Origin of the sequence: Enterobacter cloacae complex sp. EB5 (assembly GCF_031432835.1) — a bacterium.
Classification (GTDB): Bacteria; Pseudomonadota; Gammaproteobacteria; order Enterobacterales; family Enterobacteriaceae; genus Enterobacter; species Enterobacter hormaechei_C.
In genome coordinates this window covers 336,667-348,712 of record NZ_CP133860.1, presented here as the reverse complement: position 1 = coordinate 348,712, position 12,046 = coordinate 336,667, and the positions used below count along the sequence as shown (strand labels likewise).

At 56.0% G+C, this 12,046-nt stretch carries 13 protein-coding genes and 1 tRNA gene; 5 read left to right on the top strand and 9 right to left on the bottom strand.

The window, feature by feature from the left end:
- Window positions 1-100: 100 nt before the first annotated feature.
- Complete coding sequence (helD, locus tag RHN82_RS01860; RefSeq protein WP_047051697.1) at window positions 101-2,155, top strand: DNA helicase IV; 2,055 nt, start codon at window positions 101-103, stop codon at window positions 2,153-2,155.
- 53 nt (window positions 2,156-2,208) lie between these two features.
- Here the strand turns inward: helD and mgsA are convergent, their stop codons facing one another.
- Window positions 2,209-2,667, bottom strand: coding sequence for a methylglyoxal synthase (mgsA, locus tag RHN82_RS01855; RefSeq protein ID WP_003858146.1), 459 nt, complete (start codon window positions 2,665-2,667; stop codon window positions 2,209-2,211).
- An 80-nt stretch (window positions 2,668-2,747) separates the two neighbouring features.
- On the bottom strand, window positions 2,748-3,410 hold the full coding sequence (csgI, locus tag RHN82_RS01850; protein WP_047051696.1) for a curli synthesis inhibitor: 663 nt from the start codon (window positions 3,408-3,410) through the stop codon (window positions 2,748-2,750).
- Between the two features lie 172 nt (window positions 3,411-3,582).
- Between csgI and RHN82_RS01845 the strand changes: the two genes are divergently transcribed.
- A complete protein-coding gene (locus RHN82_RS01845; RefSeq protein ID WP_006809337.1) occupies window positions 3,583-3,996 on the top strand; it encodes a CoA-binding protein in 414 nt (137 codons plus the stop codon).
- 32 nt (window positions 3,997-4,028) lie between these two features.
- Here the strand turns inward: RHN82_RS01845 and hspQ are convergent, their stop codons facing one another.
- Together hspQ and rlmI are read right to left on the bottom strand one after the other, a co-directional pair.
- A complete protein-coding gene (gene hspQ / locus RHN82_RS01840) occupies window positions 4,029-4,346 on the bottom strand; it encodes a heat shock protein HspQ (RefSeq protein WP_003858136.1) in 318 nt (105 codons plus the stop codon).
- Window positions 4,347-4,406: 60 nt separating this feature from the next.
- Complete coding sequence (rlmI, locus tag RHN82_RS01835) at window positions 4,407-5,597, bottom strand: 23S rRNA (cytosine(1962)-C(5))-methyltransferase RlmI (protein WP_047051695.1); 1,191 nt, start codon at window positions 5,595-5,597, stop codon at window positions 4,407-4,409.
- Between the two features lie 93 nt (window positions 5,598-5,690).
- On the opposite strand from rlmI, the gene yccX reads away from it, so the two are divergent.
- Window positions 5,691-5,972 (top strand): acylphosphatase, encoded by a 282-nt coding sequence (yccX, locus tag RHN82_RS01830; RefSeq protein WP_072189990.1) that lies wholly within the window; start codon window positions 5,691-5,693, stop codon window positions 5,970-5,972.
- Here the strand turns inward: yccX and tusE are convergent.
- A complete protein-coding gene (gene tusE, locus RHN82_RS01825; protein ID WP_003858129.1) occupies window positions 5,969-6,298 on the bottom strand; it encodes a sulfurtransferase TusE in 330 nt (109 codons plus the stop codon). The two genes, yccX and tusE, sit on opposite strands and share 4 nt — an antisense overlap.
- Window positions 6,299-6,386: 88 nt before the next feature.
- Window positions 6,387-7,046: an FtsH protease modulator YccA gene (yccA, locus tag RHN82_RS01820; protein ID WP_003858127.1), complete on the bottom strand. Its 660-nt coding sequence runs from the start codon at window positions 7,044-7,046 to the stop codon at window positions 6,387-6,389.
- A gap of 270 nt (window positions 7,047-7,316) precedes the next feature.
- On the opposite strand from yccA, the gene RHN82_RS01815 reads away from it, so the two are divergent.
- Both RHN82_RS01815 and RHN82_RS01810 read left to right on the top strand, forming a co-directional pair.
- Window positions 7,317-8,945, top strand: a complete 1,629-nt coding sequence (locus tag RHN82_RS01815) for an ABC transporter substrate-binding protein (RefSeq protein WP_047051693.1) — start codon at window positions 7,317-7,319, stop codon at window positions 8,943-8,945.
- A gap of 144 nt (window positions 8,946-9,089) precedes the next feature.
- A tRNA-Ser gene (locus RHN82_RS01810) sits at window positions 9,090-9,177 on the top strand.
- A gap of 60 nt (window positions 9,178-9,237) precedes the next feature.
- On the opposite strand, the gene RHN82_RS01805 is transcribed toward RHN82_RS01810, so the two are convergent.
- The 3 genes from RHN82_RS01805 to RHN82_RS01795 are packed head-to-tail and all read right to left on the bottom strand — an operon-like array spanning window position 9,238 to window position 12,031.
- Window positions 9,238-9,999, bottom strand: a complete 762-nt coding sequence (locus RHN82_RS01805; protein WP_047051692.1) for an ABC transporter ATP-binding protein — start codon at window positions 9,997-9,999, stop codon at window positions 9,238-9,240.
- On the bottom strand, window positions 9,996-11,027 hold the full coding sequence (locus tag RHN82_RS01800) for an iron ABC transporter permease (protein ID WP_047051691.1): 1,032 nt from the start codon (window positions 11,025-11,027) through the stop codon (window positions 9,996-9,998). Before RHN82_RS01800 ends, RHN82_RS01805 begins: the two co-directional genes overlap by 4 nt.
- Window positions 11,024-12,031 (bottom strand): ABC transporter substrate-binding protein, encoded by a 1,008-nt coding sequence (locus RHN82_RS01795; protein ID WP_047051690.1) that lies wholly within the window; start codon window positions 12,029-12,031, stop codon window positions 11,024-11,026. The genes RHN82_RS01800 and RHN82_RS01795 overlap by 4 nt, the downstream gene beginning before the upstream one ends.
- Window positions 12,032-12,046 lie beyond the last annotated feature (15 nt).

The window sequence follows — 12,046 nt, the reverse complement described above, 5'->3', positions numbered from 1 at the left end:
GATTAACGCCCGGTGATTGTAACGTTTTTTTGGGCTGGAGCACCTTAAAACTGGCAGTTAAACTGTCTGACAAATTATGACCTCGTGGATCCGGCAGGATATGGAACTGAAAGCAACTTCAATGGGCAAACGCCTGGCGCAGCACCCTTACGACAAGGTTGTCCTTCTCAATGCGGGAGTGAAAGTCTCCGGGGAACGCCACGAATACCTTATTCCGTTTAATCAGCTACTGGCCATTCATTGTAAACGAGGGCTGGTATGGGGGGAGCTGGAGTTCGTCCTGCCGGCAGACAAAGTGGTGCGACTCCACGGGACCGAGTGGGCGGAAACCCAACGCTTCCACCATCATCTGAACATGCGCTGGCAGCAGTGGAGCCAGGAGATGAGCGTGATAGCCGCACAGGTGCTGCATCAGGTGCTGGACGATATCGCGCTAAGCAATACGCAGCAGAAGTGGCTGACGCGCCAGCAAACCGCCGGGCTTCAGCAAAAAATTGCCCAGGCGCTGACGGCATTGCCTTTACCGGTGGCGCGGCTTGAGGAATTTGATAACTGCCGCGACGCGTGGCGGAAGTGTCAGGCCTGGCTGAGCGATATCGAGAAAAGCCGTCTGGCGCATAACCAGGCCTGGACTGAGGCGATGCTTACGCAATATGCCGATTTTTTCAGTACGGTGGAGTCATCGCCCCTCAATCCTGCCCAGGCGCGCGCCGTGGTAAATGGCGAGCAGTCTTTATTGGTGCTTGCAGGCGCCGGGAGCGGCAAAACGTCGGTGCTGGTGGCGCGCGCGGGCTGGCTTCTGACTACGGGCGAGGCGGTTGCCGACCAGATTTTGCTGCTGGCCTTTGGTCGCAAGGCGGCGCAGGAGATGGATGAGCGCATTCAGGCGCGTTTGCATACCCAGGATATCTCGGCGCGCACGTTCCACTCCCTCGCTTTACACATCATTCAACAGGGCAGCAAAAAAGTTCCTGTTGTCAGCAAGCTGGAAAATGACGCTCAGGCTCGCCAGGCGCTGTTTATCAAGGCATGGCGTCAGCAGTGCAGTGAAAAAAAGGCGCAGGCGAAAGGCTGGCGTCAGTGGCTTGAAGAGGAACTCAACTGGGAGGTGCCGGAGGGCAGCTTCTGGCAGGATGAAAAGCTGGCGCGCCGGCTGGGCTCTCGTCTCGACCGGTGGGTGAGCCTGATGCGCATGCACGGCGGCTCTCAGGCGGAGATGACAGAAAGCGCACCGGAGTCTATCCGCGCCGTGTTTTCTAAGCGGGTTAAGCTGATGGCGCCGATGCTGAAAGCGTGGAAAACCGCGCTGAAAGACGAAAACGCGGTCGATTTTTCCGGGCTGATCCATCAGGCCATAATTATTCTGGAGAAAGGGCGCTTCGTCAGCCCGTGGAAACACATTCTGGTGGATGAGTTTCAGGATATCTCGCCTCAGCGCGCTGCGCTGCTTTCGGCGCTGCGGGCGCAGAATAAACACACGTCGCTGTTTGCCGTGGGCGATGACTGGCAGGCTATCTACCGTTTCAGCGGGGCGCAACTATCCCTCACCACGGCCTTCCACCACTATTTTGGGGAAGGCGATCGCAGCGATCTGGACACCACCTACCGCTTCAACGCGCGGATTGGCGAAATAGCCAACCGTTTTATTCAGCAGAACCCGCATCAGCTGTCGAAACCGCTTAATAGCCTGACCTCGGGTGATAAAAAGGCCGTCACGCTGCTGGCGGACGATCAGCTGGAACCGCTGCTGGATAAACTGAGCGGCTATGCGAAACCGGATGAACGGATTTTGGTGCTGGCGCGTTATCACCACCTCAAGCCGACGGCGCTGGAAAAAGCGGCGACGCGCTGGCCAAAACTACAGCTCGATTTTATGACCATTCACGCCAGTAAAGGGCAGCAGGCCGACTACGTGATTGTGGTTGGGCTAAAAGAGGGGAGCGACGGTTTCCCGGCACCGGCGCGGGAATCCGTGATGGAAGAGGCGTTATTGCCTGTTCCGGAAGATTTCCCGGATGCAGAGGAGCGGCGCTTACTGTACGTGGCGATAACCCGCGCGCGCCATCGCGTGTGGCTCTTGTTCAACAAAGAGGAGCCGTCGGTGTTTGTCGATATTTTGAAGAGTATTGACGTGCCGGTGGCGAGAAAGCCGTAACGCGCCGGGCAAATTCTGTAGGCCCGGTAAGCGCAGCGCCACCGGGCAAAAAACTACTTCAGTCTCTCCGCAAGATAACGCTGATAATCCGGGATCAAAATCTCCACCGGATCGTTAAACTGCGGCGATTCAATGATGAAATCTGCCGTTGAAAGATTGGTGGCTACCGGAATGTTCCACACCGTCGCCAGACGCAGCAGCGCTTTAACGTCCGGATCATGCGGAACCGCGTTCAGCGGATCCCAGAAGAAAATCAGAACGTCAATTTTACCTTCCGAAATCTGAGCGCCTACCTGCTGGTCACCCCCCATCGGGCCGCTCAGCATGGCATTCACTTCCAGACCGGTTTCGCGGTGGATCAGGTTGCCGGTTGTTCCCGTGGCAGAAAGGGCATGATGCTGTAAAAGAGGCTGATGGCGACGAACCCAGTTAAGCAGCATTTGTTTACAGTGATCGTGCGCAACCAGAGCAATGTGCTTGCGCGCCGGAAGTGTGCGTGTTGTCAGTTCCATAATCTTATCCGTGAGGTTACCTCGCTACACGATGACGGGAACTGGCTGATGCTGCAAGAGAAAGGACGAAAAAATGTGGCTTACGACGAAGGTTGTTGTTTCGCCCATTGCAGAAAACGGGCGCGCGTGTCCGGATCGGCATTCTGGAACCAGAACTTGAGACGTTGCTCAGTAAGGGTCTGCGACTGAGGGGGAAGTACATCCAGTTCCGATACGCCCGAAAGCAGGGTACTGTCATCCGCCATCATGGTGGCGAACTGGGGCAGCGAGGCGCGCCTGCTGGCCCTGTTGTAGGTCTCGGTGTCCGCTTCATAGTCTGTTCCTTTTGGCCTTTTTGTCAGCGCCAGAATATCCAGCTTTACCGGGATGGGCATGGAATCCCCGTCCACCAGTTCTATGCGCGGCGAGGCATCAAACGTCAGTGACTCCTTTTCTGTCTCAAGGCGCGGGAGACGAAAATTGACCTTGCTGATACGCTGGGTATTAAAGCTGACCACCAGCGGAGGCGAAATGTACACCTGCTGTTCGTTGTCGGCGAGGCGAATGGTCTTTTCCACCCGAAAAACCAGCTGATGCGGGCCGTTATCCAGCTCAATGCTGTCTGCGCCCCGCAGCAGGGAGCTGGAGACTTTTTTCCCGTCCAGCACCAGCAGGTCAATGTCGGTTGAGAGTCTGAGAGTGGTTGCGAAAACATAGACCGGCATGATTAACGCAACCACAGCCCAGGCGATGCCGGTTTTCATAGCAGACTCCTGTAGACAAACTACCCCGGTAAGAATGTATCAAAAGTTTTCGATAAACACGTTTACTAACATATAGACATATTCTGCCGTTTTGCCCTCATACTTCTGTATGGGATGCGTGGTTGAGACGTCCGCTTTGACGTACACTTTGAAAAAAACCAGGAGGAAGAGCATGAAAGAGAACGACATTGTCGAGATTCTGACGTCCACGCGCACTATCGCGCTGGTCGGCGCGAGCGATAAACCGGATCGCCCAAGCTATCGGGTCATGAAATACCTTCTGGATCAGGGGTATCACGTGATCCCGGTCTCGCCGAAGGTGGCGGGGAAAACGCTGCTGGGCCAGCAGGGCTATGCGACGCTCGCGGACGTACCGGAAAAGGTGGATATGGTGGACGTTTTCCGTAATTCAGAGGCCGCCTGGGGCGTGGCGCAGGAAGCAATTGCCATTGGCGCGAAAACGCTGTGGATGCAGCTGGGCGTGATTAATGAGCAGGCGGCCGTGCTGGCGCGTGATGCCGGGCTGAAGGTGGTGATGGATCGCTGTCCGGCAATCGATATTCCCCGTCTGGGGCTGGCAAAATAAAAAAAGCCCGTTTGACGGGCTTTTTTACACCTTTAGTTGCGCAGTCTTGGTGCCTGTAACTGTTTGCGGATGGTCTGAGCAAGCTCGTCCATAGTGGGTTGTTCCGGATGCTCATCCTGTAGTTCACCACTCAGCTGCGCTTCGGCAAGATAGGTATGGACAGGCTGACCATCGTCGCCCTCCATAACCACATGATACCAGGGCGCGGCGCGAAGCTCTGCGTCAACGGCCAGATCGTCTGCTGACGGTTCATCAAGGGAATACTCCGGGTCGATATCCACGACCACACCCAAATATCCAAGCAAGGTGTGGCGGACCTGCTGGCCGATACCGAATTTGCTGGCAATCATAGTCACCTCCCGGGAAACATTACATACACACTATGTGCGGGCAATATTTCTCTTTTCAAGTTACATGACGCGACAGGCAAACCCTTTCAGATACAGCCCTTCCGGGTAGGTAGCGATCACCGGGTGATCGGCGGCCTGACGGAACTGCTCTATAAATTGTACATCACGACCCGCATCTATTGCGGCATCGGCGATGATTTTTTGGAATAAATCTGTCGTCATCAGGCCAGAGCAGGAGAATGTCAGCAGTACGCCGCCCGGGGTCAGCAGCTGGATCGCCAGCATATTAATGTCTTTGTAGCCACGGCAGGCGCCCATCAGCTGGCTTTTGTTTTCAACAAATTTCGGCGGGTCCATCACGATGACGTCAAATTTCTCGCCCTGGTCGCGGTATTTACGCAGCAGTTTGAACACGTCGTCGCGCACAAACTCCGCTTTGCTCAGATCCAGTTTGTTCAGCTCAACGTTCTGCTTCGCCACGTCCAGCGCTTCCTGTGAGGTGTCGACGCTCACTACCTGAGCACAGCCGCCCATCAGGGCAGAGACCGCAAAGCCGCCGGTATAAGAGAAGCAGTTCAGCACGCGCTTATCGGCAACGTACTGGCGCGTTGCCAGACGGCTGTCACGCTGGTCGAGGTAATAACCGGTCTTATGGCCGCCCTGGATATCCACCAGCAGCTTCATGCCATGCTCTTCAATAGGCAGCAGGGCAGGTGGCAGTTCGCCGGTAACCGGGCCTTGCGTCAGCTCCATGCCCTCTTTTTTACGTACCGCCACGTCGCTGCGGTCGTAAATGGCACATTCCGGGAACAGGGTTTGCAGGGCGCTAATCAGCGCGGCACGCTGGTATTCCGCCCCGGCGCTCAGCAGCTGCAACACCAGGAAATTGCCGAAGCGGTCAATGGTCACGCCCGGCAGCCCGTCGGATTCACCGGCAATCAGACGATAGCTGTCCAGCCCGTCACGTTTTGCCAGCCACTCGCGCCACTGCTGCGCCTGTTGCAAACGACGGACAAAGAAGTCGATATCGATGGCTTCTTCTTTATCGAACGTCCAGACGCGCGCGCGAATCTGAGATGCAGGCGAGTATGCGCCGCGTGCTAACCATTTCCCCTGATGGTCAACAATATCGATGGTTTCACCGAGGCTGGCTTTACCTTCCATGCGGGCAACCGCGCCGGAAAAGACCCAGGGATGACGGCGCAGTAATGACTTCTCGCGCCCTTTGGCTAACACTAAACGTACACTCATAATTTGCTATTCTGTCGATTCCAATGAAATGGCCGCCATTTTCCCGACTTCAGTGAGGAAATGCAACGCGCCAGTCGGATAAGGAGAAGGATGATGTCAAATGTTTGCACCATTGCCTGGATTCATGGCCTTGTACAGGGCGTCGGATTCCGCTACAGCACCCAGCGTGAAGCCCTTCAGCTCGGGCTGACGGGGTATGCGCGTAACATGGATGATGGCAGCGTGGAGGTTGTGGCCTGCGGTGAGGCGGATCGGGTTGAGAAGCTGGTGGCGTGGCTGAAAGCGGGCGGACCGCGCAGCGCGCGGGTTGATAAGGTGCTAACGGAACCGCATCAACCCGACCGGGAATACGCTGACTTCAGTATTCGCTATTAAATGCATTTTACCGGCTTTGGCAGGCCGGCGATTTTTGTCGCCTGTTTAGCCGGGCCTTTCGGAAACAGGCGATACAGATAACGGCTGTTGCCTTTCTCTTCGCCAAATTTATTCGCCATGGCTTTGACCAGCATGCGGATAGCTGGCGACGTGTTGAATTCAAGGTAAAATTCTCGCACGAAGCGCACCACTTCCCAGTGTTCCGGGGAGAGGGTAATTCCTTCGTTTTCCGCAATTTTCTCCGCCAGCGCTTCGCTCCACTGGCTGCTCTCTTTCAGATAACCGTCGTTATCGGTTTCGATCTCTTTGCCTTCAAAACTCAACATATTCATTCACGCGTTAGTCAAAAACCGCCTAAGTCTACCAAAAAAACAAAGCCCCGCATAAGCGGGGCCCTGTTCACAGCACGGTGAGTTAATCGCGGCTGGCGAAGCCCAGGATGCTCAACAGGCTGACAAAAATGTTGTACAGCGACACATACAGGCTCACGGTGGCGCGGATATAGTTCGTCTCACCGCCGTGAATGATGTTGCTGGTTTCATACAGGATTGCGCCGGATGAAATCAGGATAAACACCGCGCTGATTGCCAGATGCAGCGCAGGCAATTGCAGGAAGATGTTCGCCAGCATACCGACCAGCACAATCACGATACCCGCCATCAGCATACCGCCAAGGAAGGACATGTCCTTACGGGTGGTCAGCACGTAGGCCGAGCAGCAGAAGAACACCAGCGCGGTACCGCCCAGCGCCATACCAATCACATCGCCCATTCCGGCAGACAGATAGGCATTCAGGATTGGCCCCAGAATGTAGCCCAGGAAGCCGGTAAAGGCGAACGCGGAGAGAATACCCACCGGTTTATCCGCGGTTTTGTAGGTCAGGAACATCAGACCATACATACCCACCAGCGTCAGGATCAGGCCCGGAGAAGGCAGCATCAGTACGGTGCTGGCCGTCGCGGTGATCGCCGAAAACGCCAGCGTCAGGCTGAGCATGAAATAGGTATTGCGCAGCACCTTATGGGTGCTGAGTAGCGATGTGCGGTCGCGTGAAGAAGTAATTATACGATCCATGAGTCACTCTCTTATGACAGATGTAATTAGCGCAAAGAATAGGAAACGGCGCGGCAGAGGCAAAGTGGTTTTACCCATCTTTACTCAGCCCCTTAGGGATTATGCTGGTTTTTTATTCTGGCAAAGCCTTTGTGCTCAGAATGAAGTGCGGTTTGTTGGGCGTATTCAGATCAACCTCTTATAGGTCACTGAAAAATATTGCGTTATTTCCCTAAGGCCGCTAAGAGTTATTTCCGGATCGTCATAAAAACAGACAATAAGGCGAAGGAAATGAAACCACAAACACGCACGCGCTTTACGCTCTCTTTGTTAACCGCAGGGGTCCTGTGCGCCAGCACGGCAACCTGGGCGGCTAACGTGCCGGCAGGAACCCAGCTGGCAGAAAAGCAGGAACTGGTCAGGAACAACGGCAGTGAACCCGCCTCGCTCGACCCGCATAAAGTTGAAAGCGATGTCGAATTCAATATTATCAGCGATTTATTCGACGGGCTGGTCAGCGTCTCTCCGGCAGGTGAAATCCAGCCGCGCCTGGCGGAGAAATGGGAAAATAAAGACAACACCGTCTGGACGTTCCATCTGCGCCCGGGCATTATCTGGAGCGATGGAACCCCCATCACCGCGGAAGATATTGTCTGGAGCTGGCAGCGACTGGTCGACCCGAAAACTGCCTCTCCGTATGCCAGCTATCCCGGCAGTATGCGTATCCTCAACGGCACTGATATCGCAGAAGGCAAAAAAGCGCCCGAGTCGCTGGGGGTGAAAGCCATCAATGACAGCACGCTGGAAGTGACGCTCACGCAACCCAACGCCGCTTTCCTGGCGATGCTGGCTCATCCGTCTCTGGTGCCGATAGATAAAGTCCTGGTGGGCCGTTTCGGTGATAAGTGGACCAAACCGGAGCACTTTGTCAGCAGCGGGGCCTATAAACTGTCACAGTGGGTGGTGAACGAACGCATTGTGGCGGTGCGTAACCCGAAATACTGGGATAATGAACATACCGTCATCAACAAGGTGACCTATCTGCCCATTTCCTCTGAAGCTGCTGACGTCAACCGCTACAAAGCGGGCGAAATCGACATTGTCTACACGGTGCCGATCAACCAGTTTGCTCAACTGAAGAAAACGCTGGGGAGCGAGCTGGACGTTTCACCGCAGCTTGCCACCTATTATTATCAGTTCAACACCACCCGGCCGCCGTTCAACGACGCCCGCGTGCGCAAGGCGCTGAACCTGGCCCTGGATAAAGACATCATCGCCGATAAAGTATTAGGGCAGGGCCAGCGCCCGGCATGGCTGATCAGCCAGCCGGATATTGGCGGCGTCAAGCTTCAGAACCCGGATTACGCCAGCTGGCCGATGGATAAACGCATTGCCGAGGCGAAAAAGCTGCTGGCCGAAGCCGGATTTAACGACAGCCATCCGCTCAGCTTTAATCTTCTCTATAACACTTCGGAATCGCACCAGCGTATTGCCATTGCCGCCAGCTCAATGTGGAAGAAGAACCTCGGCGTGGAGGCGAAGCTGCAAAATCAGGAGTGGAAAACCATGCTTGATACCATGCACACCCATAACTTTGACGCGGTGCGCTACGCCTGGATTGCCGATTACGACGATGCAGCAACCTTCCTGAATACCTTCCGTACCGGGGATAGCCAAAACACCACTCAGTACAGCAATCCGGACTACGATCGGGCACTGGTGAACGCGGCGAAATCGAAAACGGCGGAGGAGCGCGGTAAGTTCTACCAGCAGGCAGAAGATCTGCTGGGACGCGATGTACCGGCGATCCCGGTCTATCACTACGTGCGCACGCACCTGGTGAAACCGTGGGTAGGGGGTTTCACGCCAGACAAGCTCGGGTACTACTACACCAAAGATATGTACATCAAAAAGCACTAACGATCCGCGGTGGATATTATGCTGGCAAAATGGCCAATCTGTCGTCTATTCAACCGATTAAACGCATTTTGGCTATTTTTAAAGCGAACGAATGCGCGCACTCTTTACAGCGCGCGGTGAGGTGTTTATAGTTCGCCTCACTTAGGAAGCGTGGCCGAGCGGTTGAAGGCACCGGTCTTGAAAACCGGCGACCCGAAAGGGTTCTAGAGTTCGAATCTCTACGCTTCCGCCAAATTTGAAACCCCTGCGATAGCAATATCGCAGGGGTTTTTGCTTTTGCGCCAGGCTTCCGTCATGCCACCATGTTGTAGCTTATCGTGATCCCGGCGTCGGCCTTGCAGACCTGAGCTTTTACGCACCAGGTGTCCTCAATGTTTGCTGGTGTCAGTACCTCCTCTGGCGCGCCCGTGGCGGCGATCTGCCCGGCCTTCAGGAGGATCAGACGCTGGCAATAATTGGCCGCAAGATTGAGATCGTGCAGTGCAACCACCACCGTAAGCGGCAGCTGTGAAACGAGCCGCATCAGCTCCAGCTGGTGCTGAATGTCCAGGTGGTTTGTCGGTTCATCGAGCAACAGCACCTGCGGCTGCTGGGCCAGCGCGCGGGCTATCTGGCTTCGCTGGCGCTCTCCGCCAGACAAAGAGTGCCATCGCTGCTGGCGTAAGCGGCATAACTGCATCAGGCCAATCGCCTGCTCAACCGCAGCCTCATCGTCGCGGGTGGATCTCTGGAATGTTTTTCGGTAGGGCGTACGCCCCAGCCTGACAATGTCCTCAACGGTCAGTTCTTCGTCGACCTCAGCATGTTGCGGGACAAACGCCATGTGCTGAGCGCGTTTTTTCAGCGGCATCATGCCAAGCGTTGTGCCATTAAGCGCCACGCGTTCGCTGAGCCGTGGAAACAGCCCGGCGAGACAGCGCAGCAGCGTCGACTTGCCCGAGCCGTTTGGCCCTAACAGGCCGATAATCTGCCCGGATGGCAGGTCGAGATCGATATTCTTAAGCACCGTCTGCGCTTGTCGGGTTACGGTTAACCCGGCCACGGTAATATTCATGGATGCTCCTTTCGGTTTTGATAAAGCAACGCCACAAAGACGGGGGCGCCCACCAGCGCAGTCACCACCCCGATGGGCAGAACCTGGTGCACAATCAGCGTGCGTGAGACGATATCGGCGAGGATCATAAAGTGGGCGCCGATAAGAAACGTCAGCGGGATAGATAGACGATGGCCCGGCCCACATAGCATGCGCGTTACATGGGGAATGACCAGCCCGACAAACCCCACTGCGCCCGTGGCGCTCACCAGCGTTGCGGTAACAATGGCACAGGTCAGCAATAAGACAATACGCACGGCGGTAACCGGGATCCCCAGCGTGGTGGAGACCTCATCCCCGAAGGTGAAGGTGTCCAGCGCCCGTGAAAAGAGCAATACCACCAGTAAACCCGCAAGCGTAACGGCCAGCGCCAGCAGCGCGTCAGGCCAGCGCACGCCGCTCAGACTCCCCAACAGCCAGAACATGACGCTACGGGGCTGCTCGGCATTGGCGGACGTACTGACGACGTACGCGGTCATGGCGTTGAAGAGCTGGGTGCCCGCAATGCCAGCCAGCAAAATGCGCGACGGGCTTTCACTCATCCCGTTTGTAATCACCATGATGAGCGCAAAAGCGGCGCACGAGCCGACAAATGCACCGCTGCTCACGCCAATCACGCTCCCCCCGATGCCGAGAAGCATCACGCAGACGGCCCCCAGCGATGCGCCCGCGGAAATCCCCAGCAGATAAGGCTCAGCCAGAGGGTTACGCAGGATCGACTGCAACACCAGCCCGCACAACGCCAGTCCGCCGCCGCTGCACGCGGCCATCACTGCCCGGCTCATGCGATATTGCCAGACGATACCTTCCTCCGTTTGCGGCAACGCATAAGAGGTCAAACCCAGTCCGTTGAGGATCGCTTTCCCGGTACTGGCATACGACACCGGCATATCACCGATACTGGCGGCAAAGACCAGCATCAGCGGCAGCGCCATGGCACCGGCTGCCAGTAAACCCTGCTGGCGGTGGTCAAAAGCGAAATGACTCATTGTTCATCCTGGAAAGAAGCCAGCCGGTCGCTGATAAGCTCAACCGCATCGACGTTACGCAATGAAGGGTTTAACGACATCGCTGGCACCACGATGATGTGGTTGTTCCTGACCGCAGGCATGTTCTTTGTCACCGGGTCACTGCGCAAGAACGTTTTTTTTACCTCAACGTCATCGGCAGGGTAGAGCCTGCGGGACATCCCGGCGATAACAATCACGTCCGGCTGCGATCGGGCAATATGTTCCCACGTTACAGCGGGCCATTCGTCGTGAGAGTCAATAATGTTCTTTAACCCCAGCGTGCGGCTGATCCAGCCAGGCGCGCCGTAATTCCCCGCCACCCAGGGGTCGCCATTCAGACGGCTGCTGGAGAACCAGAATACGACGCTAAGTGGTTTCGTGGAGGCGCGCGCCTGGGCCTTTTTAATACGTTCCGCCAGCGCACGATTGAGCTGCTCACCTCGCGCGGAAACATCAAAAATCGTCGCCAGATCGGTCACTTCCCGTGTAATTTCCGCCAGTGAAAACGGCGCGCTACGTGCTCCGTCTGCGTTTGACGTTTCCGTTACCGTTTTATCCGTGCAGTCGGCAGGGGAGATCCACGTCTTAATCCCCAGCGACGCAAACTGCTTACGGGTTCCCACTTCTCCCTGCGGACCAATGTGCCAGTGATACTGCGCGAGAACGAGTTCAGGTTTCTGCCCTGCCACGGCCTCAAAGGAGGGGGAATTGTCCGCAAGCCGGGAGAGGTTTTTCCCGGCATCCACCAGCGGGGCCGGGAGCTTGCCGAACCAGACTGACGTCGCGGCGATCGTTTTCTCCAGCCCCAGTGCGAGCAGCAATTCTGTTTCATGCTGACCCACGGTCACGACGCGCTGAGGAGGCTGCGTAAAGGTCTGCTTTACGCCGCAATTTTCAATCGTGAGGGGCCAGGTGGTAGCGGCGAAAGCGGCAGGCGCTATGGTGAGCAGTGAAGCCAGAAATAACCCTTTTTTGAGTAACATAGAACGCAATCCAAA